Below are 25,563 nucleotides of genomic sequence, written 5' to 3' on the forward strand. Positions count from 1 at the left end.
CACGCGCGTAGTTTGTGTGCACTTCGATTTTAAACGTAATTGATCGCATTTTTGCGCATCCAGGTGATCCATGTCATATCCACCGGGCACTGAATGCTTATGCTAGGTGCGGTTTTGTCCGAACAGGAGGTAGTAAATGCAGTACGGTTCGAGATTCTCGCCAGTCCCCCTCGCCCTCGCGCTCGTCTTCGCGGCGGGCACCTTTAGCACGCCCCTGCAAGCTCAGGAGAAGGTTCAGCCAGAAGAGATTCCACCCCAGGCCGTCCAGCCCGAGACGGCTCGAGAACAAGCCGCCGAACAAGACGCCCCCGTCGAGTGGAGCTTCAACGCCCAGCTTCGCCCGCGCCTGGAGCTGCGCGACAATCACAGCTTCGGGTTGGCGGACGACGAGCTTCGCTACCGGGGTATTTACGCGCCCCCGGGCGACACGATCAGCTCGGTCAGCCAACGCAGCCGGCTGGGCGTCGGTGCCAAAGCCGGCGACGTCAGCGCGCTGCTCCAGATCCAACACGCCGTCGAGTGGGGTCTCTTCGGCGGAAACGCGCTCACTGATCCGGTGCTCTTCGCCCACCAGGCCTGGCTGCAATACAAGCCCTCCGACACCTGGTGGGTGCGCGCCGGCCGCCAGCAACTCGCCTACGGTGAGCACCGCGTGCTCGGCACCGTCGGCTGGACCCAGGTCGGACGCGCCTGGGACGCGCTTCGCTTCGGGTTCTACCCCTCCGACGCGTTCGGCGTCGACGTCTTCGCCGGCCGCTACAACGTCGGCTTCGAGAATCCCGCCTTCGAGGACGTCTCGCTGTTCAACCAGGACGCCTGGCTGACCGGCGCCTACTTCAAGATCCGCGAGGTCGCCCAACCGGCGCTCGACGAGATCGACCTGTACGCGCTGTACGACGTCCAGATCGACGACCTCTCTGACGACCAGCCCAACACCCGCAATTTGCTGGGTCTGGGCGCCCGCCTCGCCGGCAAATGGGGCCTCGTCGACGGCCTGGCCGAAGGCGTCTACGAGCTCGGCTCGCGCTGCCTGCCCGGCCCCTCGGGCCAGTGCACCGACGACACCGTCGACCTGAGCGCCTGGATGATCGACACCGAGTTGGGCTTTTCGGTCTACGAGCCGGCCGCCCTGCGCCTCTTCGTGGGCTATTCGCGCGCGACCGGCGACGACCCGGACACCGCCGACACCAACGAAGCGTACTTTCAATTCTACCCCACCGCCCACAAGTGGATGGGCCTGATGGACATCATCGGCCCGCGCAGCAACGTCCAAGAGATCAAAGGCGGCTTTAGCTTCAAGACCGGCCAGTTCAAGCTGCGCGAGTCGGTCCACTACTTCAACCGCCTCGAGCCCGAATCGGAGACCGTCGGCCTCGAGTTCGACACCGTCGCCTCCGCCAAGCTCACCGAGATCCTCGATCTGGGCGTGGGCCACGGCCTCTTCGTCCCCTCCGACGGCATCTCCTCCGGCGAGGAGCCCGACGGCGTGGCGAACTGGGTGTACCTGCAGATGAACGCAGTGTTCTAAAAGGCCCCGGTCTTGGGGTCTTGGCGTAGCACGTTCGATCTTGCTAGATTCCCGAACGTCGACCCACGACCCCAAGACTCACGACTGCGCCGAAGGCGCTCCACGACACAAGACCGCGTCAATGCTCCACCACATCGCCCTGGGCGCACGCGACGTCGAACGCGTCGCCGCCTTCTACGCCGACCTCTTCGAACTCTCCGAAAAGACTCGCCATCATTACGACGATGGCTCGCTGCGCTCCGTCTGGCTCGAGATCGACTCGACGATTCTGATGGTCGAGCATACCGAAGCGCCCGAGCGCCGGGTCGAGGGTGTGGGCGCGGGGCCCTTTTTGCTGGCGTTTGCGGTGGGCGACGAGGACGAGCGGCGCGCGCTCGAGGCGCGGGTCGAGGCGATGGGCTCGCCCATCGAAGAGCGCACCGGCTTTAGCTCGTATTTTCGCGACCCGGAGGGGAACCGGGTGGCGGTAAGCCACTACCCTCGTTGATGTTTTTTTGCACCTGCCTGCCGATAAGTCGCTTACGCAATCTGGGGGACTCCTGTACGATAGTGAGTTCGCGGCGAGGACAGGTCGCCTCGCTTTCCCGTCGCAGTAAGTCAGTCACTCCATGCAACAAGTAACCAATCGCCTCAAGAGGCTCAGCCCCAAGAGCATGGTGGCTGTGGCGGCGCTGCTCGTCTTGGTCGGTGGCTTGAGCTATGTGGGCGTGCTCGCCTTCAACACGAGCATCGGGATGCACTCGTGGTTGACCGCCCAGCAGATCTGGAAGGGCGAGCGCAAGCAGCTGGTGGGCTGTGTTCGCGACACCATCGAGCAGTCCGACCCGACGGCGATGAGATCATGTGAGAGTACCGACGAGCTCTACGGCGCCCACGCCAAGTTGCGGCATTTCGTCAACGCGAAAGACTGGGAGGCGGCCAGGCCGCACGCGATCCGAGTGGGCCTGACGCGCTCGGAGACCGACGCCGCGCTCGACCTGTTCAAGTACGGCCATGCGATTCCGCAGACCGCGGCCGCCATGGAGGTGTGGGGCGAGGCGATCGTGGCGGTCCGCGAACTGCTCGAGCTCGGCGAGCAAGCCGAGCGCCTCCTCGAGCTCGGGCAGGTCGACGAGGCGCGGCGCGACGAATTGCTCCATCGGCTCGACCTCCTCGACGAGCGCCTCGTGAAGGCCGAAGAGCGCTTCGGCGCGCTGCTCCACCAGGCCTCTCCCTGGGGGCGCTATATCGGCGCCGCCTCGATTCTGGCCGCGCTCTTTTTGCTGGCCGCCTCCGGCGCCTACCTGGGGCGTCTGGCCCAGCTCTTCCAGGAGGAGCACGCCGTCGTCCAGCACCGCCTGGCTCGCCAGGAGGCCAAGATGATGGAGGCCGACCGCATGATCGCGGTGGGCACGCTGGCCGCCGGGGTGGGCCACGAGATCAACAACCCGCTGACTTATGTGGCCGGGGGCATCGACTTCGCCCAGCGCACCTTGCGCGGGCTCATCGAGCGCGACGAGCCGAAGATCGACGAAGAGTCGATGCGCCGCGAGCTCCTCGAGGCCCTCGACGCGCTCGACGACGCGCGCGAGGGGACCGACCGGGTGCGCGACATCGCGCGCGACCTGCGCACGTTCGCTCGCCACGAAGAAACCCGCGAAATCGCCCCGGTCGACCTCGTGCCGATCATCGAGCTGGCCGTCGACATGGCCCACCACGAGATCCGCCACCGGGCGAGCGTCGCGCGCGACTATGCCGACCACTCGGTGGCCCTGGGCAACGAGTCGCGCCTGGCGCAGGTCTTCTTGAATCTGGTGGTCAATGCGGCGCAGGCCATCGAGGTGGGAGCGGCGGCGGACAACGAAATCAAGCTCGTCACCCGCCGCGAGGGCGACGAGATCGTCGTCGAGGTCTCCGACACCGGCAAAGGCATCCACGCCGACGAGCGGGACATCGTCTTCGAGCCGTTTCGCACGACCAAGCCCGAAGGCGAGGGCACCGGGCTGGGCATGGCGATCTCGCGAAATATCGTAGAGTCGCTGGGCGGCACCATCGACTTCGTCAGTGAGCCGGGCGTGCGCACCGTCTTTACGGTGCGCCTGCCGGCGGCCGACACATAACGACAAATAATGGCGCGCTGGTCACAACATTGGTTTGGTTGTCGTCAGGAGCCGGCTTTGGGGAACCGCGGCCGGTCGTCGTTTGATGAAGGCGGGCGCACCGTGCCCGTGCCCCCGCAGTCCTGGCAGGGATCTTCGATCTCGAAGAGCCCCACGTATTTCCCCTTCCCCCCGCAGCCCGGGCATTTGTACGGGTCTTCCTCCTCGAAGTCTTCGCCGGTCGCCAGATCCTCTTCCTCGTCATCGAATAGCGACGAGAGTTCGTTGTCATCGAAGAGGTCGCGAAATGGATCGGGTTTGTAGTTGTTCGACATCGTCGTACCCCGCCAGCTTGGTTCGAGCGAATCGTGGGCGTATTCTCGGACGATTAAGTCCCGGCGTACGAAACGGTACTCCGGCAACTCCCAGTCACGTGGAAACTTAAACACGTGTGTCGTCATCGAGAATGGTCGTGGCGCCGGCGGCGCCGAGACTCAAGACTCCGCCGTGCGGCGTAACTGCTCGCTGTTCAGGGCAATGCCCTCTCGCCAGCCGGTCGCGCGGGCGCGCTCGAGGCTTTCGTTGAAGGCGTCGCGGGCCTCTTCCCAGCGGCGTTGGCGCGCGTAGAGCAGGCCGAGGTTGTGCCACAGCTTGGCCAGGGCGGGGAGATCGGCGATGTCGGCGGCCAGCTCGAGGGCGCGGCCCATGTGGTCGAAGGCCTGCTCGAAGCTGCCGGTGGCCGCCTTGGCGGTGCTCAGGTTGGCCAGGGCGGTGACTTCGCCGCGGCGGTCGTTCGCCTCGGCGGCCACCTGGCGGGCCTGCTCGAACAGCTCTTCGGCGCCGTCGGTCTGCTCGAGGCGCAGGCGAATGCGACCGAGTTGGTTGAGCGGCTCCCACACGAGGCGTTGGCGCCAGGGACTCTGCGACACGTCGGCGGTGCGCTGAGCCCGTTCGACCGCCTCGAGCAGCGCGTCGGCGGCGCCGGTGAGGTTGCCGCGTTTTTCGCGGGCGGCGCCGAGCACCTGCAGGGCGCGAAGCAGCAGCCAGGGGGCGAACGCCTCGCCGCCGTCGCGAAGCTTTTGGACGAGCCCCTCGACCATCGTCTCGACGCGCGCGGTGTCTTCGCTGCCCAGCCACAAATCGGCCAGCTCGAGGCCCGCCTCGTGCTGCAGTTGGGCGTCGAGGCCGCGGTCGCGGTAGACCGTGCGCACCAGGTCGAGCGCCTCGTCGACGTTGCCAAGGCCGCGCTCGACGCGGGCGAGCTCGAGCTCGAGGGTCGCGCGTTCGGCGCGCGAGACGTCCGGCCTGTGCGTGGCGACGTCGAGGAGCTTCGACAAAAATTGCTCGGCCGACTCGAACGCGAAGCCCGCGAGCGCGTCGTCGGCCAGCCGACGGTAGACCCCGAAGGCGCGCTCGTAGCTCTCGCAGGCCTCGAGTTGGCGGGCCAGTTGCAGCTCGTAGCGGCGCGCCCGCCCGGCGTCGTCGGCCTGCTGGGCGTGCTCGGCGAGCTTGGCGAAGTGCGCGGCGGCGTTGGCGTGGGCGCGTCGGCGGCGCTTGGGGGAGAGCTGCTCGTAGACGACGCGCTCGAAGATCGGCGGGTCGAAGTAGAGCCGGGCGTCCTCGCCGACTGCGCGGATGAGCCCTTCGTCGTACAGGTACTGCAGGGCCTCGTCGACCGCCCACTTGCTGGGCGCCATGGCGTCGAGCTCGTGCGCGGAGGTGCCGCTTCCGGCGATCGCCAAAAGGCCCAGCACGTTGCGCACCGCCTTGGGCTGCGCGAAGAGCCGCGCGCGCAGCGCCCCGCCCAGCGTGTCGACCTTGGCGAGCCAGGCGTCGAGGTTGTTGGGGTCGACGTCGTCGGCGGTGTGCAGCTGGCGGCCGAGCTGCTCGAGGTACAGCGGGATGCCGCCGGCCAGCTCGAGCAAGGCGTCGAGCGTGGGCTGCGGGGTTCCTGCCGGCGCGGCGGCTCGCAGCAGCGCCTCGGCGCCCTCGCCAAGCGGGCCGATCTCGACGACCGAAGCCGTGTCGGGCAGCGCGTCGCGCTCCTTTCCGGCCACGGTGCGCATGGCCGTGGCGAAGAGCACCGCGCGATCGGCGCTGAACAGCGCCCACTCCTCGTACATCTTTGCCAACGCCGGGTCGACGCCGTCGACTCCATCGACGATGAGCACCACGGGCTGGGCGGCGGCGAGTCGGTCGACGAGCTGGCGGAAGGCGGCTTGCACCGCGGCTTCGGCGCTGGCCTGGCCCTCGCCGAGCGCGGCTGCGCCGCCTGCGCCGCCACCGAAGCATTCGTCGAGTCGGCCGCGGTAAAACGCGGTGAGCGCGCGGCGCGCCTCGGCGGACACGCCCTTTCGCTCGAGCAGGGCGTCCAGGTCGACCTCGCCGTCCTCTCCTGCGCCGCCTGCGCCTCCGTAGGCGAACGCGAAGGCCTCGAGCCACTGCAGGTGCAGGTCGCGCACGCCCTCGGCGCCCGGGCGGTGGTGTCGGGCGCCCAGCACCTCGTAGCCGCGCTGGCGGGCGAGCCTGGCGAACTCGGCGAGCAGCGCCGACTTGCCCATGCCTGCCTCGCCGACGAGTCCGAAGAGGCGCCCCGACCCGCGGGCGACGTGGGCGAGCTCGGCCAGGAGCTTGGCGAGCTCGTCGTCGCGCCCGATGAGGTCGGCGGGGCCGCGCGCGAGGTGGCCGCGCATGCTGTGGCGGCCGAGCACGGGCGCGCCGTCGAGTTCGCGCGTGACGCCGAACTCGTAGGTGTCGCGCAGCGTGTCGTCGAGCGCTGCGTCGGCGACTAAGACGGCCTCGTCGTCGGCCATGCGCGCCAGTTCGGTGGCGTCGTCGAGCGGCTCGCCGCCGAAGCGCGCGAGCTGGCTCCCCGACGGGGCGTACAGGCTGCCCTGGGCGAGCGCGTAGCTGAAGGTGATGCCCGGCGGGGCGACGTGGCGAAGCCGGCGGCGCAGGTCGAGGGCCATCTCGATGGCCTTCGTGGCGTCGGCGCCGTCGGCCTCGTCGAGGCCGAACAAGATGGGCTGACAGTTGCCGCGGCGGGTGCCCACGGTCGCGCCGAACTCGGCGGCGAGCTCGCCGGCGGCGTCGTGCACCGCCTCGCGCAGCTCGGCCTGCTCGCGCGCGTCGATCTTGCGCGAGGCGCGCTGGTGCGCCACGAGCACCGTGGCGAAGCGCTGCTCGCCGAGCAGGTCCTCGCGAAGGCCTTCGACGTCGACGCCCAGCGCGCGCGTCACCTTGGTTTGCTTGTCGTCGGGCTGCTTGTCGTCGGGCTGCTTGTCGTCGGCTTCGGGCTTTTTGACCTGCAACTGGGTCGGCTGCGAGGCGATCTTCTCGGTGTGTCGCGAGGTGTCGTCGGTGAGCACGGCCGTCTGCTTGCTTTCCTTCTCGGACGGCGGATCAGCAGGCGGCTCGGGCTTGGGTTCGGGCTGCGGCTTAGATGACTGCTCGGGCGGCTGCTCGGCCGACTTGCCGGGCTTGCGAAACACGAACATCGGCGGGGCGTCTTTCGACGGCTCGGGGGCGGGCGCGTCATCGAGGGCCGCCTCGAGCGCGCGCCGAAAGTCGGCGGCCGATTGGTAGCGCAGGTCGGGGTCTTTTTTGATGGCGCGCAGGCAGATCGCCTCGAGGCCCGGGTGAATCGACAGGTCGGTCCGGGCGGCCGAGGGGGCCAGCGGCTCCTGCTGGATGAGGTTGATCAACATCTCGGTGAGCGACTTGCCGGTGATCGGCAGCCGGTCGGTGAGCATGTTGTAGAGGATGACGCCGATGGCAAACAGGTCGGTGCGCGCGTCGACCGCTTGGCCGCGGGCCTGCTCGGGGCTCATGAACTCGGGGGTGCCCAGGATCGCGCCCTGGCGGGTCAGCGGGCCGGCCTCCGCGTCGACGCCCTTGGGCTTGGCGATGCCGAAGTCGAGCACCTTGACGAAGTCGCCTCCGGCGCGGGTCTCCTCGACCATCAGGTTGTCGGGCTTCAGGTCCCGGTGGATGATCTGGTTGGCGTGCGCCTCCTCGAGGGCGGCCAGGGTCTGGTCGAGGATACCCACGACGCGCTCGGCGGGCAGCGGGAACTCGTCTTTGATGACGTCGGTCAGCGGCTGGCCGGGCACCAGCTCCATGGCGATGTAGAGGGTGCCGTCGTCCTCTTCGCCGAAGTCGTAGATCTGGATGATATTGGGGTGGCGAAGCCCGCTGGCCGAGCGCGCCTCGCGCAAAAAGTACTCGGGGGCGACCGGGTTTTGGGCGTGCTCGGGGGTCATCACCTTGACGGCGAGTTCGCGGCCTAGGCTCTCTTGGACGCACACGTAGACCGCGCCCATGCCGCCCCGGCCGAGCAGGCGGTCGATGCGCAGGTTGCCTCCGAGTTTGCGCCCGATGAGCGGGTCTTGTTCAGCCATGACAGTCCGGTGATGTTGAGTCCTTCGGAGCGAGTGCATCCCTGTTCTTGCCGACGAGGGCAAGATGCCCCCGCACCGAATTAGAACAGCAAGAAGGCGCTGGGACGCTGGGCGACCTCGTCGTCGTCGAGGATACGCTCGATCGACAGCCCCTTGTTCGACGCCGCGCTCAGGTCGACGAGCTCCTCGGTGCCGTCGAGCAAGCGTACAGTGGGGCGCGTGGCGTGCGAAAGCTTGTTGTCGCTGTCGATGGGCGAGCTGCGGATGACCAGCGCCTGGCGCCCGTCGTTGAGCCGCACGGTGGTGCCCACCGGGAAGATGCCCAGGCGGTTGACGAACAGCTTCATGAGCGCCGGGTCGTAGTGCGAGCCCATCTTCTGCATCATCGTCTGCAGCGCCAGGTCGGGCTTCATCGAGCTGTGGCCCTCGAAGCCCTGGGTCAAGATGTCGTAGTCGCGCGCGATCTCGACGATGCGGCTGAGCAGGTGCGGGCTCATCTCGTCGTTGTACCAGGTCGACGGCAGCGGGCGGTTGTACGGAAAGCCGCGCTCGTAGTTGGTCACCAGCCGCAGCGCGCTGAGCACGTCGCGGGTGCCCGTCTGGGTAAGCGCGGCGACTGAGGCCAGGTTGGTCTGGAAGTGGGTCTCGTCGCCGACGTGGATCTCGCTGGCGACCTCGGCGGTGCCGCTCAATTTGTCGACGTCCTGGGCGAGCGCGGTCATGCCGCAGCGCACCACAATCGTCGGCTCGAGGCCGACCGCCGAGGCGAGCAGCATCGAGTAGACCGCGCAGTTGCTCGCGTGGACGAAGTCGCGCCCGCTCAACAGCTTCATGTTGATGAGGCCCACGAAGATGTCGCCGTGCTCGTCGATGCTGTCGGTGATCTGCTGGACGATGCGCTTGATGTCGGTCACCGACGGGTGGGCGCCGTGGCGGATGCGCTCGAAGTAGTTGCGGCAGCGCACCAAGAGGCTGGCGTACAGCTCGATGAGCTCGCGGCGCTCGTCGTCGACGCCCTCGTCTTCGTCCTGCTCCTCGGGGGCGACGAGGGTCAACTCGAGGTGGGCGAGCTTGAAGCCATCGAGGCTGTCGCGCTGACCGCTCTCGACCTTTTTGATCTCGGCGGCCAGCTGCAGCATCTCGCCGCCGGTGATGCCTTTGCGAAAGATCACTTCGTTGAAGTCCGCCTGCAGGCAGAGCTGGCGAATCGGCGCGATGCGCCCGTGGCTGCGCTGGTCGATGCGGATGATTTTGCCGTCGAGGAACATGTTGTGCTCGGTCATCTGCAGGCAGAAGCGCTCTTGCGACTCCTCGGCGAGCTTGGCGTCGACCCAGTCGACGAACTCCTCGGCGGCCAGCTTGGTCTGGTCGTGGTCGATGCTAAAGATGCTGCTCGCCTTCAAAACCTTGACGAAGTGGCCGCAAATCTGGGGGCCGAGCGCCTCTTTGGTGTCGTCGGCGCGCTCGCCGCGCTCGGAGAGCACGCTGTTGCTGGAGAAGTCGTCGGCCATTTTCAAGCTCCTCCGTTGGCGGCATGGGATTGCAACAGCCGCTTGTAGGCGTCTTTGAGGCCCGGGGCGGTCAGCAGGCTATTCGAGAGCGCCTCGATCGTCGCGCGCGCCTTGGCGTCGCCCTTCTCCAAAAGAATACGCGCGGCGGCCTTGGCGCATTTGGCGTTGGCCTCGCCGAACCACCCGCGGGTGTCGAGTTGGTTGCGAAGCTCGTCGAGGTGCGAGGGGTGCGCCTCGACGAAGGTCTGCATCAGGAAGCGAATCTCGCCCATCGGTTTTTTGCCCAACTCGCCGCCTTCGAGCAGCCGGCGAAGCCGCTCTTGGAGCACCTGCGGTTGGTATTGGCCCAACAACTCGTAGGTGCGCGTGCGGATGTCCTGCTCGTGGTGGTCGATGAGCGGGAAGAGCGTCGAGCGCGCCAGCGTCATGTCGGCCCAGCCGACGAAGTCGAGCTCGAGCGCCTTTCTTTGCAGCGCGAGTTTGCCGGTGGCGATGGCCGCGACGACGACCTTCTGGGCCGGCGCCCAGTCGGCGAGGCGCTCGGGCGGGATGCAGTCGAGCAGGCGCTCGAGGAAGGGCTCGTTGGCGAGGTGCTCGTCGGCGCGGATGGCGTCGGCGTTGGACTCGTCGGTCACCTCGACGAGCAGCTCGATGAGCCGCTCGGGGTGCGCCAGCTCGGTGTCGTCGCTGGACAACATCGCCAGGGTGCGTCGCTGCACGGCGTCGGCGTCGAGCAGCGTGAGCAGCTCGCGCATGGGCTCGGGGGAGTCCGACTTTTGGAGCTGCCACAAGAGCCCCTCGACGCGCTCGGGCTCCGAGGCGCTCGCAAAGACCGCCTCGATGGGATTCTCGTCGGCGCGCTCGAACATCTCGGTGCGCGTTTGCAGCAGTCGGAGTACGTGCAGGGCGGCCGCGTACATCTCCTTGTCGAGCATCTCGACGGTCATCTTCTCGATGACCATGCGCGCGTGCTCGGCGGCCAGCGAGGTCGGCGAGGTGCGGATGACGCTGAGCAGCGCCTCGATGAAGCGAAACTCGAGCAGGCTTCCGGAGTGCCACTCGGTGTAAAGCGAGCCGACGAGGTTCTCGGTCACAGACAGCGCGAACGCCAGGTCGTCCTCGGAGGCGGCGATCGGCTTGGTCAAAAAGCTCTGGCCGACGCGCTCGGCCGTAAACCAGTCGAGGCAGTCGATGCCCACGTGCTCGAAGATTCGGTCGATCTCTTGGCCCGACTCTCCGTCGGGCTCGATCGCCGCCTCGACGACCATGTCGACAACCTCCTTGGAGGTGCGCTGGTTGAACTCCTCGATGGTCTCCGAGTCGACGAAGGTGTCGACCGACCGGTACGCGATGGTGTCGAGCTGCTTTTCCCACAGCAGCGTGATCGTGTCGTCGTCCGAGCCGACCTCGCCGCTGTCGATTGCAGTGACCACCTGCATGAGTTGTTGCAGATCGGCAGCGTCGAGGCCGGGGCGAAACGTCAGGAAGCGCAGCCCGTCGGAGTTGGGCTTGTACCAGATGAACCGCTCGCTCTCGCTCATCTCACGCGAGAAGACCTCTTCGCCCCACTCCGACAGCACCTGGCTGGGCGTGAGCTCGACGGTGACCGGCCGCCCCGCATCGAGCACCTCCTGGAGGCGATTGACCGCCTGCTGGGTCACGCTGTCGATGACCGGATGGTGGCGTGGGTAGACACGCAGCACGGTCACGACCCGGTCGAGCATCCCGAAGAACTTGCTCACACAGGTGTGGATGCGCTCTTCGCTGAGTTCGTGCTCGCTGGTCGGCTCGTCGGCCTCGTCGAGAAGGTCGCTTTCGTCTTGTGAGGAGAGTACGCCCAAGGTTGTTGCTGGTCCCGCGCCGTCGAACAGACTTTTTTCTGTTAAGAAGTTGCAAAGACTTTACGCCTAGTTTGAGCTGAAGGCAATGGGCATGTGAAAAGCAGGCCCGGCCGATGACGCAGCCCCTACGTCCTTAATTGCTTAAGTAACTACACGAAGATTCTGTCGGTCATCTCGGCGGCTCTCGACGCCAATCACTGCGTCGCCATCCCTCGACGATGCCGCCGGCATCGCCTGCGGGCTGTCTCCTTGTGCTTGCCGCCGATTGCTCGCCGAGCTTTCCCGCACAATCTCCGTGCAGTTACTTATGTAGCGGGCGCTTCAAACCTGCATGGGCTTCTCCATGTGCTTTCCATGTTTCAGTCCTGCGGGTTACTGCATCCAATGGTTGCGCCAGTAGTCCCGACCCCGCGTGTGATTAGCGTCACACGTAGGGGCTACAACCAACAGAGGGGGCGCAAATGACTTGTAATCAACGACTTTTGGCGGCGCTGGCGATGCTCGGTTTTGCTGCGCTGGGGGCATGCATCCCGGAGCAGAACCTGCCCGACCCGGCCGATCAGGCCGTCACGGCTACGCCCGACACCCAATTTCACAACTGGGCGCGCGGCGACGCACAGATCGACGAGTACGATTTCACCCAGGCCGTCGAGACGATGCGCGTCTTCGAGATGTGGGACGGCAACGGCAACGGCGTCGTCGGCCGCGAGGAGTTCACTCGCCACGCGTTTCGAGTCTGGGACGTCGACAGGAGCGGAAGCGTCGAGGCCGACGAGTGGAAGAGGGCGGCTGCGTCGTTCTATCGCAGCCAGCAGCCCTACGGCGAGTTTGGCGACTGGGATCTCGACGCCGACGACGATTTGGGCATCGACGAGGTGCAACAGGGCTTCGAGCGCACCAACCTGTTTCGCTACTGGGATGCCAACGACGATGGGTATTTGACCCGCGGCGAGTTTGCTTCGGAGGCGTTCGCCGCCTGGGATACAACTGATAACGGCATGATCGATCAGAGCGAATGGAATCAGGCCATCGAGCTGTGGGTTATGCGATTTCGCAGGGCGCCCACGACCTGATGGCCCGCAGATTCACTTGTGAATGTCGGAGCTCCTCGGGTACAAATTGAGGGCGAGTTTTCCGAGGGAGTACCGATGGCAGAAGATTGGGAAAAGTTGGCCGGCGAGACGGGCGAAGAGGTCACCTCCAACCGCTTCAAGCGCATGTTCAAGCTCGGCTCGATGGGCGCCAAAGTCACCGCCTCGAGCGTCGCCTCGAAGCTGGGGAGCTTCCTGCCGGGCAACAAGGATCGGCGCGAAGAGGGCTTGAAGCGCGCCTACGCCAAAAACGCCGAGCGCGTCGTCGAGGTGTTGGGTGAGCTCAAAGGCGCGTCGATGAAGATCGGCCAGATGCTGTCGGCCGACCCGGAGCTTCTGCCCGACGAGTTCGCCGACGTGATGTCGTCGCTGCAAAAGGACGCCAAGCCGATGACCTACAACACGGTCAAAGGCCAGATCGAAAAGGCCTTCGATCGTCCCATGGAGATGGTCTTCAGCTACTTCGATCCCGATCCCATCGGCTCGGCGAGCATCGGCCAGGTCCACCGCGCCACCTTGGAGACAGGCGAAGACGTCGCCGTCAAAGTGCAGTACCCGGGCGTGGCCGCCTCGCTCGAGAGTGACCTGAAGAGCCTCAAGACGATGCTGGTGTACGGCCGCGCGTTCGTCGACCGCGACCGGCTCGACCAGATCTTCGACGAGGTGCGCCGCATGCTCATGGAGGAGGCCGACTATCGCATCGAGGCCGAGACCATGGCGCGGTTCAATGAGCACCTCGACGGCCGCGAGGGATGGCGCGCTCCCAAGCCCTTCCCGCAGTGGACCAGCGAAGAAGTGCTCGTCATGGAGTTCATCGACGGCCAGAAGCTCGACGAGGCCCTCGCCGAGATCGGCGACGGGCCTCGACGCCAAGAACTCTTGGAGCGCTGGATGCACCTGTACTCGTGGATGTTCCACGAGCTGCACGAGCTGCACGGCGACCCGCACCCGGGCAATTTCCTGCTGCAGGATGACGACACGCTCGTCATGCTCGACTTCGGCTGCGTCAAGAGCTTCGAGCCCGAGTTTACCGACGGCTTCATGGAGATCTTGGACGCCGCCTGGCAGGACGACGCCGAGCGAATTATCGATATCTACCTGCGCCTCGGCTTCGGCACCGACGGGACCGACCCCAAGTCGATCGACCCGGAGTTGATGCTGCAGTACCAGAGCATCGTCACCGCGCCGTTTATGCGCGACGAGCCGTTCGACTTCGGCGACTGGGAGCCGGCCATGGAGGCCAAGCTCTTCATGATGCGTCATCCGAGCTTCTTCAAGCTCATCCCGCCGCCCGACGCGCTCGCCTATTTCCGTGTGTTGAGCGGAATCAAAGGGTTGTTGCGCAAGATGGACGCGACCATGAACGCCTACGAGATGGCCTACCGAACCGCGCGCCGGCGAGGCGTGCTCACCGAGTCATAGTCGGCCCGAGAGCCCGCGGGGGAATTCTGCCAAAGCTATGTGTAGCCCTTCTTTTTGTTGCGCTTTTTCAGGGTTTTAATCGATGACGAACCGAAGCGCCCTTGAACTATCTTCGCAGATCGGTGACCTTAGCTGACTGATCGTGATCACTTACGTACGTCGGCAGTAGTAGAAGTATGGGCGCTGTTAGTTCGAAGCGAATTCGGTGTATGGGCTGCCGTACAGCGTTTCGCCTCAAATGGCTCAAAGATGAACCCTCCGAGCGGATGATCTCGTGTCCGCGCTGCCACACTCAGATGGAGCTCAACGAACTCGGGGAGCCGATCTCGTCGAATTTGGCGGACGAGGATGAAGACGATTCCTTTGTCGACGTTCCCGAGCCGCCGATCCCGGAAGGTCTATCGACGGTGTCGTCGTCGGTCAGCGGGCTGACCGATCAAGAACTCGCCGACATGGAGAGCTTGGCCAACGCGCTGCGCGCCGAAGGGTCGAACTCCCGCGCATCGAAAGATCTCGATGGGCTGCTCGACTCGGCGCGTTCGGCTCCCCCCGAGTCCAACCTTCGCACCGAAACGCCTGCCGGTGGCATCACCAAGCCTGAAGGAGAGGGCGGTGATTATCAGCGCTCGATGAGCGACGATGATCTGCGCCGCCGCCTCGAGTCGATCATGGAGCGGGCCGGCGTCGAGTCCTCCGAGGCGTCGAGTCCGCGCAGCACGTGGGACCTGGGCTCGCGCGAGGCGAGCGAGTCTGAGGGGATGGCCGAGACGACCAACCCCTACAACGACGACACCCCGGTGCCGCCGGCCAATTCACCCTACCGTACGAACTTGTCGGCTCGTCCGCTTCCGACGGCGGAGCTTCGGGACGAGCCATCGTGGGGTGAGCAGCGTCGCAAACCGGTCGGCGAGGAGCCGAGCACGCCCGACGTTCGTCGCACCCAGCCCGTGCCGCGGCCCGAGGCGGGAAAGGAGGCGCGCTCCAAACAAGAGACCAGTCGCATGCCGGGCATCTCGGTGGCGGGGCGGGCCGGCGAGGCGCGCGGCAGCGGGTTTATCTTCCTGCCCACGCCCGAAATCCGCGAGTCGCTGGCCGAGGGGCCGTATCGGCTGCGCGTGGCCGGCAAGGAGTACGGGCCGGTCGACGACGCCGGCCTGGTCGAGCTGATCAAGCACGGCGCGTTGTTGGGCGGCGAGGAGATCGCCACCCTCGACGGGCCGTGGGTTCGCGTCGTCCACCACCCTGCGTTCACACAGTTGCGCTCGAAGATGGCGCGCGGCGCCCACGAGGTGTTGCGCGAGATGAGCGTGCAGGGGCGTTCGGTCGAGAAATCCGAGCAGCCGCGCAAGCGTCAGAACACGCGCACGGCCTATCCGCCGGTGCGTCGCGCGGACGAAGGGCATAGCGGTTTTATCGTGTTGCCGACCAAAGAGATCCACTCGTCGATCGAGCATGGCCGATATCGGCTGCGGATCAACGGCAAGATCCACGGGCCGGTCGAGGCCTCCGACATAGTCCTGCTCATCAAGCACGGCGCGCTGCTCGGCGCCGACGAAATCGCCACCCTCGACGGACCGTGGATGCCGGTGACGATGCATCCGGCGTTCAAAGAGCTGCGCCGCCGTATGGCTGCCGGCGCGCACGGGGTTTTGCGCGAGTTGGGGGCCGAAGGGAAGCCCGAACCGGCGGCAGCGAAGAAGCGTGTAGAGGCGAAGAAGCCGGCTGCGCCGAAGAAGCCGGTCGAAGAGAAGAAGCCGGCTCCTCCGAAAAAGTCGGCTCCTCCGAAAGAGTCGGCTCCTCCGAAAAAGTCGGCTGCGCCGAAGAAACCTGCCCCACCCAAGAAGCCGGTCGAGAAGAAGAAGTCGGCTCCACCGAAGAAGCCGGTGGAGGCGAAGAAGCCTGCCCCACCCAAGAAGCCGGTTGTAGAGAAAAAGCCGGTCGAAAAGAAAAAGCCGATCGAAAAGAAGAAGCCGGCTGCGCCGACCCAACCGACCCGCTCCGAGGTGGACGCCGCGTCCGGCGGCTGGGGGCGGCTGGTCGTGCTGCTCGCCCTTATCGTCGCGCTGCTAGCCGCGTTGTACGTCTGGCAGTTCGCCTGAGCTCACCCGGTTTCGCGCTCGCGAAGCCGCTGCTGGAAGACCGGCAGCAACGTATCGATATATTCGAGCACGCCCGACAGGTCCTTGAAGCGATCCTCTGGCTTCTTGGCCATCATGCGTCGGATCAACCGATCGAGGAACTCGCGCTCCATCTCGTCGAGCTCCGGGCTGAAGATGCGCGGGATCGGCTCGGAGATATGCTTGGTCAGCACCTGGTAGGCGTTCTCGCCGTTGAACGGCGGCTTACCGGTGATCATGTGATAGAGCACCGCGCCCAGTGAGTAGATGTCGGTGCGGTGGTCGATCAGATCGGGGGACTGGAACTGCTCGGGCGCGCTGTACAGCGGCGTGCCGTAGTAGCGCCCGCCCTCGGTGCGAAACTCGAGGATTTCGGCGACGCCGAAGTCGAGAATGTGGGCGAAATGACCCCGGATGGGCATCTTTTCGACCATGATATTCTCGGGCTTGATGTCGCAGTGGGCGATGCCCATTTGGTGCGCTTCGTACAGGCCTTGGGCGACCTGGCGGGCGATGTTCAGCGCGTTGATGACACTGAAGCTGCCGGCGCGCGCCAAGATCTTGGACATGCTGTAGCCGCGCACGTAGTCGAGAATCAGCGCGAAGATGCCGTCGCCGACGATGACCACGTCGTAGATCTTGACGATATGCGGGTTGCTCAGCTTGGAGAGCACCTCGACTTCGCGGGTGGTGCGCTCGCGAATCTCCTCGGGATCGACGCCGATGCCAGGGTTGCTCAGGTCGACCACCTTGGCGGCGTAGTCGCGATTGATCTCCAGATCACGCGCCTGATAGACGGTGCCCACCGAGCCGCTGGAGATGTAGCGGCTCAGAAAGTAGCGATCGGCGATCGTGCGGCCCAGATGCGGGAACTTGTCCTTGCGGATCGTCGGCCAGCCGCCTTCGGGGCGTTTGCTGTAGCACGACGGACATTCGGATTGCTCGGCCTGGGTGCTCGAGCGGCATCGTTTGCAGTAGTGCCGACTCGAGACCGCCTGAAACTTGCCCGAGTCCGACAGCGCGGCGAAGCCTCGCTGGTTCTCGGACTTCTGCTTGCTCTTGTTGCGAATATCGAGGTGGGTTTTGACGCGGGCCATGACCACCCCGAAGTCGAGGGGTTTGGTCACGTAGTCGTTGGCGCCCATCTGCAGCGCCTCGACCACCGTCTCGCTGTCGCTCTTGGCGGTGGCCATGATGATCGGCAGCTCGGTCACCGAGGTGGTCTGGCGGACCTTCTCGAGGACCTCCAGCCCGTTCATCCGCGGCATCATGATGTCGAGCAAGATCAGGTCGAAGTCTTGCTGCTCCATCTTCTCGAGCGCGTCGAACCCGTCGACCGCCGTCGAGACCTCGAAGCCTCGGCGACGCAGTCGACGCGCCAACAAATCGCGATTCATCTCCTTGTCATCGACAACGAGAAGGTGCCCTTCAAGCTGATCCATCTAAGAACTTCTCCATCTTCGACAGCAAACGCTTCATGTCGACTGGCTTTGTATCATACTCATCACAGCCGCATTCAAGCGCCGTATCGCGGTCATCGGAGATGGCGTGCGCCGTCAGTGCGATGATCGGAATGTGCTGCGTTGCATCTTGGGCCTTGAGGGTGCGCGTTGCTTCCCATCCATCGACCACCGGCAGACTCAGATCCATCAGGATCAGGTCGGGTTGCTCGGAGGTGGCCCTATCTATGGCGACTTGACCGTCTTCGGCGACTACTACCTCGTATCCTTTGCGCTGTAGGCGACGGGCGAGCATGTCGCGGTTCATCTCATTATCTTCGACGAGCAGTATCTTAGCCAATGTACTGTACTCCGTGGCGGAAAGCGACCGGTTTGGTCAGAAAGCCTCGTACCATGCGAGGTGATGCTACTTAAGCAAATTCACAGGCCAGATCCACTGCTTCGACCAAACGATCGATGTCTGAGCGGTTGTTGTAAAGGCCCACCGAAGCGCGCACGGTGCCCTGCAGGCCGAGATCGTTCATCAAGGGCTGGGCACAGTGGTAGCCGGCGCGCACCGCGACGCCCTGGCTGTCGAGCAGCGCGCCCACGTCGAGCGGGTGCATCCCCTCGACGTTGAAGGAGACGACACTCGCGCGTCGGCGCGGCCGCCCGATCACCTCGACCCGATCACAGGCGTCGAGGCGCTCGACGGTGTATTCGAGAAGCTCGTTTTGGTGACGCTCGATGGCCTGCATGCCCAGCGCCTCGAGGTAGTCGATCGCCGCGGCCAAACCGATCGCCTGGGCCACCGGCGGGGTGCCCGCCTCGAAGCGGTGGGGGAGGGCGGAGAAACTCGCCTCCTGCCAGCTCACCTCGCTGACCATCTCACCGCCGGTCTCCACGGGTGGCAAACGCTCGAGCCAGGCGCGTCGCCCGTACATCAATCCGACACCTGTGGGGCCGAGGAGTTTGTGACTGGAACAAACGTAAAAATCACAGCCCAATTGCTGCACATCGACCGGCAGATGGGCCGGCGCCTGGGCTCCGTCGACCACCGTCACTGCACCGACGGCGTGGGCGGCGTCGACGATCGCGCGGATGGGATTGATCGTGCCAAACACATTGGAAACGTGGGTCACAGCCACCACGCGGGTGCGCGGGCCGAGCAGAGCATCGAGGGCGTCGAGATCGAGATCGCCGCGCTCATCGAGCGGGGCGACGCGCAGCTTCGCGCCGCGGCGTCGACATGCCTGCTGCCACGGGATCAGGTTGGCGTGATGCTCCAAGCTCGAGATCACCACCTCGTCATCCTCTCCGAGAAAACCCTCGCCTAACGCCCGTGCGAGCAGGTTCAGCCCGTGGGTGGCGCCGCGCACGAAGACGATTTGATCGGAGTGGGGGGCGTTCAAAAAGCGTTGCGCGGTGGCGCGCGCCGCTTCGAAAGCGCCCGAGGCTTGCTCGCCCAAAAGGTGGGTGCTGCGGTGGACGTTGCCTGGCTGCTGTGCACAAAACCGACCGATCTGATCGATGACCGGCGTGGGCATCAACGAGGTGGCCGCGCTGTCCAAATAGACCAGGGGGCGGTCGTTGATCCGGCGACGGAGTATCGGGAAATCCCCCCTCGCCTGCACAAACGAGTTGGACATCGGGCATCGTTCCTAACTTCTTGGATTTTCTTAAAGATAATGTTGCATGTTCTCGTGTTTAAGGCAATAGTGGTGGACAACGGCAAGATGAACAGTGACGAAAAGCCGTGGTCGACTCACCCGTCGATCGCGGTAAGAGCGACGAGAATTGCGCCTGCGTCAATCTCAGGACTCGATCATCTTTTCATGGGTTCGCCACACGCCACTTCCGGGCCTGGCAAGTCGGTACGACGGCGGCGAATCCTGGGTGAGAACAATCGGACCCCCTGCGACTCGCTCCGGCGAGTGCCGCAGACCCCGACTGAGGGGGGCAAGCCTGCCGAGGCTGTATTCGTGCCGAAGCGTCCCCCAATTGGTTCTCAAAGTAGTATTCATGGCCACACATCCAGATTTACTCGGCCTATTCGAACAGGCCGGAGTTGACCAACCCGACACACCGCCCGATCCCGCACAATGGAAGAAGCTTTTGCGAGGCTTGAACCGCTTTGCAGCTGAAGCCGAGCGCAACCAGTATCTGCTCGACCGCACCCTCGAGACGCTCGACCAGAGCTCCAAGAAACTGCGCACCAAAGTCGATGAAGAGCGCGAGAGGCTCACCTCCGTGCTCTCGGGGATCGAGGACGGGGTGTGCGCGGTCGACCGTAAAGGAAGACTCCTCTTTTCGAACCCGGCTGCCAGCACGTTGCTGGACCGTGATGGAGACGAACTCGACGGGCCGAGCTTCTTCGAGATGCTCGAGTTCCACGAGGGCGGCGAGGTGCTCGACGTGCGCCAGATCGTGGCGCGGGTCAATCGCCAAGAGACCCTGCGCGATGACGACGCGGTGATCACGCGGGAGGATGGCTCGACCATCCCGGTCTCGTGCATCTTCAGCCCAGTGCTCCAAAACCACATCGTCTCCGGGGCGGTGTGCGTGTTTCGCGACGTCACCGAGCAGAAGGAGGCGGCTGCCAGGTTGCAAGATCTCAATCGTGAGCTGACCGAAACGCGCGACAAGGCCGTGGCGGCCAATCGGGCCAAGAGCGTCTTCTTGGCGAATATGAGCCACGAGTTGCGCACGCCGCTCAACGCGGTGATCGGCTACACCGAGCTGATCACCGAGGACGCCGTCGACTTTGGTTACGACGAGATCCAGCCCGATCTCGATCGCATCCACACCGCTGCAAATCACTTGCTCAGCCTGATCAACGACATCCTCGACCTGTCGAAGATCGAGGCCGGTCGCCACGAGATTGTCTGGGAGACCTTCAAGCTGGCTGGCCTCATCGACGACGTCATCTCGACCGTCGAGCCCAACGTTCGGAAGAACGCCAACGCGTTTGTCATCGACTGCGACGACGATTTGGGCCATATCCGCGCCGACCGGATCAAGGTGCGCCAGATCCTGATCAACCTGTTGAGCAACGCCGCCAAGTTTACCAGGGACGGCGAGGTTCGCCTGACGGTGCGCGCCGAGTCGACCGAGCTGGGCGAGCAGTTTGTCTTCGAGATCAGCGACACCGGCATCGGCATCCCCGAGGAGAAGCTCGAGGAGTTGTTTAATCCGTTTACCCAGGCCGACAGCTCGACGACCCGCGAGTACGGCGGTACCGGGCTCGGCCTGACGATCACCCGCCACTTCTGCCAGATGATGGGCGGAGCGATCACCGCGACCAGCACCACCGGCGAGGGCTCGACCTTCACGGTGCGTCTGCCGGCGCCGTTGTCGTCGGGGGCAAATACCGAGGCGATCGCCGAGGCGATGGCGGCGCTGGGAACCTCGCGCAGCAACTTCACCGTGCTCGTCATCGACGACGACGACACGATGCACGAGTTGCTGCGCCGCCAACTCGGCCGCGCCGGCTACGTGGTCGTCAGCGCCTACGACGGCGAGGAGGGCCTGCGGCTGGCGCGCACCATCGCCCCGAGCGTCATCACGCTCGACGTGATGATGCCCGGCACCGACGGCTGGGATGTTTTGGCTCAGCTCAAAGCCGACGATGAGCTGTGCCACATCCCGGTGGTCATGCTCACCATGGTCGCCGACCGCAACAAGGGCTACGCGCTGGGTGCCGACGACTATCTGGTCAAGCCGGTCAAGAGCGAGAAGTTGGTCGAGGTGCTCGAGCGCTTCGACCGGCGCCAAGCCACTCACCACGCCTTGGTCGTCGAGGACGACCCCGACACGCGCAACATCATGCAGCGCAATATCGAAGCCGCCGGCTGGCAGGTCGACACCGCCGCCAACGGGCGCATCGCCATCGAGCAGCTCGAGGAGCTCCACCCCGACATCATTTTGCTCGACTTGATGATGCCCGAGATGGACGGCTTCGAGTTCCTGCGCGAGATCCGCAAGCACGACAAGTGGTCCGATATCCCCGTCGTGGTGGTCACTGCTCGTCAACTGACCCGTGCAGAGGTCGAGCAGCTGCAGATGGTCTCCGAGCGCATCATGCGCAAAGGCAACTTCACCGGGCCGGAGCTGGTCGCCGAGGTCGACCGAGTGGTGCGCCAGCAACTGCCCCAGCTCCAAGACCAAAGCGAGCCCGAGCCGGCTTGAGCCGGCCCCCCCGAATGCCCTCGAGTTTTCAGTAAGTTCTTAGGAGAAGAGAAATGGAAGACTTTCGCTCGGTAATCAAGTGGCTCGACGGCCACGACTTTGTCTTCGCAGGCGACACGCCGGTGTGCTCGCACTGCCACCACTACAACTTGTTCATCGACAAGACGATCGACGACGCCCTGGGGGTGGGCTCGTCGATCCAGCTTCGCACGGATGCAGCCCGTGAGTTCTTCTTCCAGTTGCTCAGCTCGGTCTTCGCCGAGGCGGGCGTCGACTCTCCCGACGAGCGATTGAGCTTGGCCGCCGAGATCTTTTCGAATTTCGGCCACGGCAAGATCGACCTGTCGCAGTTGAACGCCGACGGCGGCGAGGCGATCGGCGAGCATATGCACTATGCGTACACCTGGCTGGAGAAATTCGGTGACACTCAGCAGCGCTATCACCCGGCCGACGCCGTCGCCGGCGGGTTCGCCGCCGCGGCGCTCGCCTGCGCCCACGACCTGGCGCCCGAAGCGGTCGACGTCCAAGAGACCGAGTGCTTGGTGCTGGGCGACTCGCGCTGCGTCTTCGAGTTGAGCATCCGAGAGGTCGAGCTGAGCGAGCCGCGCATCCGCGTCGACTACGACAAGATTGCCGAGGTGGTGCCCGAGACCTTCGCCGGCATCCAAGAGGAGACCGTCGAGAGACTCACAGTGGGTCTCAAGGAGTTTTTGGCGAACGTCTCCGGCGACGAGCGCGGCCTGATCCAGGCCTTCGGCGTCTTCGTCACCACCAACCCCTCGAGCCTCTACAACCGAATCTCGTACGAGATGCTCGAGACCCTGCGCCGCGAGCACCCGAGCTTCGTGGCCGTGTCAGCCAGCTTGCTGCGTGAGGCGGGGCGACTATGCGGCTTCAACACCTTCGGCGGCATCATCGGCTCGCCGGAGTGGGAGGCTCTGACCGGCTCCACCGAGCGTGACATGCTCACCGTGGCGCTGCACGCGTGCACCATCGCCCGGGGCTTGGGCTTTGGCCGCTGGTCGGTCTCCGACTACGAAGAGGGCAAGATGATCGCCTTCCAGGCTCCCAGCACCTACGAGGGACCGTACTACAAGATTCGCCACGGCGTCGCCGACGACCCCACGTGCTACCTGTTCGAGGGCGCGTGTGAGGCGGCCGCCCAGCTCGGCCACGCGGTCGATTGGAGCGAGCAGCCCGACTTCACCCCGGCGTTCTACGAGGACGTCTTCGCCCCGTCGAATAACCCGTGGCGAGCCGAGCAGACCCGATGCGCCTGCAAGGGCGATGATCGTTGCGAAGTCGTCGTGACTCGGACCGAGTGAGGGAATTGATGAGCGAGTCGAAACCCAGCGACAACGAGGACGTCGAACTGCTCAACCTGAGGCTGGAGCAATCGTGTGTCGACAACTTGTTGTGGAGGGTCGATCTGCCCGACGAGGTCGACCTCGCCGCTCTTGGCGAGGCCCTCGCAGGGCTCGGTTGCCGCGAGAAGGGCGAAGCGTCGGTGTTGCCGGTCTTCGTCACGTTCACCGAGGACGAGCACCGCATCATGATCGTCGAGACGACCCGGCGCACCCAACTGCGGGTGCACTACCTGACGCCTAAAGGCGAGCGAGTCGCCGCCGCCGAGGGCATCGCCGAACTCTTGGCGCAGGCATGTGAGGACGCCTGCGCCTGAGGGCTCACGGAATGCGCACGACCTCGGTGGAGAAGGCGCCCGTGGCCGGGTTGGCCTCGACCTTGACGTAGTGACGGCCGATATCGTCGAAGCGCTCGGGGATGGCTCCGCCGCCGCCGGTGATGAGCGCCGGGACGCCCGTGTGGGAGTACTCGTAAAACGAGTGGACGTGGCCGTAGACGGCCAGGTCGACGTCGTGGTCGGCGAGCCGATTCGTCAGCTTGTTGGCCTCCGCGCGGCTGGCGAACGCGCCGTTTCGCTGGCCGACCGGGTCGAGCGGCGGGATATGCATGAACACCGCGTGTAGCCCGTCGGCGCCGGCGTCGAGCCAACCTTCGAGCCAATCATACACCAACGGGGCCAGCGTGGCGCTCGCCGAGTCGAGCAGCGTGAAGCGCGCGCCGCGGAAGGTGAAGCTGAAGTTGCCGCGGCCGAAGCGCTCGCGAAACTCCGACTCGCTGTAGCCCAACTCGTGGTTGCCCAGCGTGGCGAAGCACGGGATCGGCAGCTCCTTGAGCTCACGCTCGAAGCGCTCGAGCTCTTCGGGCGTCCCCTGTTCGGTCAAATCGCCGCTGATCAAGCAGAAGCGAAGCTCGGGGTCGCTCCCCATGCGGTCGTAGATATCTTGGACCTCGTAGATATGGTCTTGGATATCGGCGAAGACCGAGAAATGCCACGGGCTCAGGTCGCCGGCGTCGGGCGGGGCGAGCGTGAGCGTGTAGGACTCGCCGGGCGTCAGATTCTCGAGGCGAAAGATGCGCTCGGTGGGGAATTCGCCGGTGCTTGTCTGGACCGTCGTCTCTAGCTCATTGGGTGAGGTTGCGGTGAGCTGGAGGTCCGAGAGGGTGTTCTCGACGCGGATCTCCCAGGCGGTCGTGTCCGCAGGCTCGAGCTCGATCGACAGCGTCGGCGCCTGCGCCCACAGGACGACGTTGCCCGGCGCGAAGCTGCGCACGTTGGCCAGACCGTCTTCGACCGTGATCGAGGCGTCGCCTGCCTTCGCCTTGCCGATATGCCGGTCGAGCTCGGCGCGGTCGTCAGCCACGTCCAAACATCCGGTGGTCGCGACCACGCTCGTCATTGTCAGCAATATGAGAACTGTCAGCGCTGCGTTCTTCATCGCGACCCTCCCGGTCGATAGACCACGTCGAGCCCGGCGACGTAGGCCGAGCCTGCTTCAAAGCCGATTTGGATGCCCCACGGCGCGGCGATGGACTTGGTCAGCCGCGCGCCCATGCTGCCCGGTGCGCCGCTGCCCAGGCCGGTGAGCTTGCCGCCGCCTGCGAAGCCGTCGTGGCGGTGGTCATAAAAGATCTCGAACTCGCCGTAGCCCGTGGCGCTGCGCCCCAGATACATGCCGATGCTCGCGTCGAAGAGCAGCAGGCTCCATGCGTCGTCTTCGTGCTCTTCGTGAGCGTATTGCGACAGGCCGTAGCCAAACGCGGCCTCGACGAACGAGCCGCGCAGCGCCTCGGCGTAGTTGTGCAGGTCGAGGCGGCCGCGCACGAGCGCCTCACCGGTGATTTCGGCGAAATCGTAGGTCGAGTAGTCGTGGTAGATGAGGCCGAACTCGGCGTCCAAAAACGAGCCGTCGGCGGCTGCCTCGTCGGGCAGTGGCCCCATAAAGCGCCAGCTCGCCTGGGCACGCGCCCGCCAGTTGGCGTCGTCGACGCCAAACCAGCCGTCGCCGCGCAGCCCCAGGCGTGGCAGGCCTACAGCCGACAGGCGTCCGGCCGCCCCGGCGTGGACGAAGTGATTGAACTCGAAGGTCGGGTTGTAGACGTACTGGTAGCCGACCGACGCCGCCAGCGGCGGGCGCTCGAGCTCGGGCAGCCCGAAGCCGTCGCCGGTCGCCGACACCCCGTAGATGTCGGCGAGCCACGAGAAGAAAAAGGTCGTGCCGCCCAACGCCGTGATGCCCACAAGCGGGGTGATCGTCTCGTCGGCCGCCCCGGTGACCACCAGTCCGCCGATGCCGCCGACGAGGAGCCCTACGCCCGCCAGCTCCGCGCCCAGAAGCTTCCAGCCGGTCTCGGAGTCTCCGGCGACGAAGTGGCCGGCGCCGTGGACCACAAAGCCGGGTACCGCGGCCACGGCGATGGCCAGAGGCTCGACCTCGTCGGGCTCGTCGGGCTCGCCTGGCTCAGCAGCGACAGCGGCCGGCGCCTCCTCGGCGAGCGCCGGGGCCGCAGGGCTCATCGCCGCGATGAAGCACACCAGCACGAACACAGCCAAGCGGTGTCTGTAGAATCGGTCGTTCATACACT

General features: G+C 65.2%; 18 protein-coding genes. 9 read left to right on the plus strand and 9 right to left on the minus strand.

Features of this window, described 5'->3' with window-relative positions; translation table 11 throughout:
* Positions 1–136 precede the first annotated feature (136 nt).
* From FIV42_RS16940 to FIV42_RS16950, 3 genes are all read left to right on the plus strand, one after another.
* Positions 137–1,528: an alginate export family protein gene (locus FIV42_RS16940; protein ID WP_141198837.1), complete on the plus strand. Its 1,392-nt coding sequence runs from the start codon at positions 137–139 to the stop codon at positions 1,526–1,528.
* A gap of 121 nt (positions 1,529–1,649) precedes the next feature.
* Complete coding sequence (locus tag FIV42_RS16945; protein ID WP_141198838.1) at positions 1,650–2,015, plus strand: VOC family protein; 366 nt, start codon at positions 1,650–1,652, stop codon at positions 2,013–2,015.
* Between the two features lie 121 nt (positions 2,016–2,136).
* On the plus strand, positions 2,137–3,627 hold the full coding sequence (locus tag FIV42_RS16950; protein ID WP_141198839.1) for a sensor histidine kinase: 1,491 nt from the start codon (positions 2,137–2,139) through the stop codon (positions 3,625–3,627).
* Between the two features lie 44 nt (positions 3,628–3,671).
* Here FIV42_RS16950 and FIV42_RS16955 read toward each other — a convergent pair whose 3' ends face one another.
* The 4 genes from FIV42_RS16955 to FIV42_RS16970 form a co-directional block, all read right to left on the minus strand.
* The gene (locus tag FIV42_RS16955; RefSeq protein ID WP_141198840.1) at positions 3,672–3,941 is read right to left on the minus strand and encodes a hypothetical protein; all 270 of its coding nucleotides are present in this window, start codon (positions 3,939–3,941) and stop codon (positions 3,672–3,674) included.
* Positions 3,942–4,100: 159 nt separating this feature from the next.
* On the minus strand, positions 4,101–8,006 hold the full coding sequence (locus FIV42_RS16960; protein WP_168210717.1) for a protein kinase domain-containing protein: 3,906 nt from the start codon (positions 8,004–8,006) through the stop codon (positions 4,101–4,103).
* Between the two features lie 80 nt (positions 8,007–8,086).
* Positions 8,087–9,517: an HD-GYP domain-containing protein gene (locus tag FIV42_RS16965; protein WP_141198842.1), complete on the minus strand. Its 1,431-nt coding sequence runs from the start codon at positions 9,515–9,517 to the stop codon at positions 8,087–8,089.
* Positions 9,518–9,519: 2 nt separating this feature from the next.
* Entirely contained in the window at positions 9,520–11,358 is a 1,839-nt protein-coding gene (locus FIV42_RS16970) for a hypothetical protein (protein ID WP_141198843.1), read from the minus strand.
* A 461-nt stretch (positions 11,359–11,819) separates the two neighbouring features.
* Between FIV42_RS16970 and FIV42_RS16975 the strand changes: the two genes are divergently transcribed.
* The 3 genes from FIV42_RS16975 (at position 11,820) to FIV42_RS16985 (ending at position 15,970) form a co-directional block, all read left to right on the plus strand.
* On the plus strand, positions 11,820–12,431 hold the full coding sequence (locus tag FIV42_RS16975) for an EF-hand domain-containing protein (RefSeq protein ID WP_141198844.1): 612 nt from the start codon (positions 11,820–11,822) through the stop codon (positions 12,429–12,431).
* Between the two features lie 75 nt (positions 12,432–12,506).
* Positions 12,507–13,871: an ABC1 kinase family protein gene (locus tag FIV42_RS16980; RefSeq protein WP_141198845.1), complete on the plus strand. Its 1,365-nt coding sequence runs from the start codon at positions 12,507–12,509 to the stop codon at positions 13,869–13,871.
* Positions 13,872–14,080: 209 nt separating this feature from the next.
* A complete protein-coding gene (locus tag FIV42_RS16985; protein WP_141198846.1) occupies positions 14,081–15,970 on the plus strand; it encodes a hypothetical protein in 1,890 nt (629 codons plus the stop codon).
* A gap of 2 nt (positions 15,971–15,972) precedes the next feature.
* On the opposite strand, the gene FIV42_RS16990 is transcribed toward FIV42_RS16985, so the two are convergent.
* The 3 genes from FIV42_RS16990 to FIV42_RS17000 form a co-directional block, all read right to left on the minus strand.
* Complete coding sequence (locus FIV42_RS16990) at positions 15,973–17,430, minus strand: protein kinase domain-containing protein (protein ID WP_141198847.1); 1,458 nt, start codon at positions 17,428–17,430, stop codon at positions 15,973–15,975.
* Positions 17,417–17,788, minus strand: a complete 372-nt coding sequence (locus FIV42_RS16995) for a response regulator (RefSeq protein ID WP_141198848.1) — start codon at positions 17,786–17,788, stop codon at positions 17,417–17,419. The genes FIV42_RS16990 and FIV42_RS16995 overlap by 14 nt, the downstream gene beginning before the upstream one ends.
* A gap of 70 nt (positions 17,789–17,858) precedes the next feature.
* Positions 17,859–19,076 (minus strand): aminotransferase class V-fold PLP-dependent enzyme, encoded by a 1,218-nt coding sequence (locus FIV42_RS17000; protein ID WP_141198849.1) that lies wholly within the window; start codon positions 19,074–19,076, stop codon positions 17,859–17,861.
* Positions 19,077–19,449: 373 nt separating this feature from the next.
* On the opposite strand from FIV42_RS17000, the gene FIV42_RS17005 reads away from it, so the two are divergent.
* From FIV42_RS17005 to FIV42_RS17015, 3 genes are read left to right on the plus strand one after another with little or no spacing between them, the layout of a single operon-like run.
* Positions 19,450–21,615, plus strand: coding sequence for a response regulator (locus tag FIV42_RS17005; protein ID WP_141198850.1), 2,166 nt, complete (start codon positions 19,450–19,452; stop codon positions 21,613–21,615).
* Between the two features lie 53 nt (positions 21,616–21,668).
* On the plus strand, positions 21,669–22,940 hold the full coding sequence (locus FIV42_RS17010; protein WP_141198851.1) for a hypothetical protein: 1,272 nt from the start codon (positions 21,669–21,671) through the stop codon (positions 22,938–22,940).
* Positions 22,941–22,948: 8 nt separating this feature from the next.
* Positions 22,949–23,296 (plus strand): hypothetical protein, encoded by a 348-nt coding sequence (locus tag FIV42_RS17015; RefSeq protein ID WP_141198852.1) that lies wholly within the window; start codon positions 22,949–22,951, stop codon positions 23,294–23,296.
* A 4-nt stretch (positions 23,297–23,300) separates the two neighbouring features.
* On the opposite strand, the gene FIV42_RS17020 is transcribed toward FIV42_RS17015, so the two are convergent.
* On the minus strand, positions 23,301–24,416 hold the full coding sequence (locus tag FIV42_RS17020) for a metallophosphoesterase family protein (protein WP_168210718.1): 1,116 nt from the start codon (positions 24,414–24,416) through the stop codon (positions 23,301–23,303).
* Positions 24,413–25,558, minus strand: coding sequence for a hypothetical protein (locus tag FIV42_RS17025; RefSeq protein WP_141198853.1), 1,146 nt, complete (start codon positions 25,556–25,558; stop codon positions 24,413–24,415). Before FIV42_RS17025 ends, FIV42_RS17020 begins: the two co-directional genes overlap by 4 nt.
* Positions 25,559–25,563: the final 5 nt, after the last annotated feature.

The organism is Persicimonas caeni (assembly GCF_006517175.1).
GTDB lineage: Bacteria > Myxococcota_A > Bradymonadia > Bradymonadales > Bradymonadaceae > Persicimonas > Persicimonas caeni.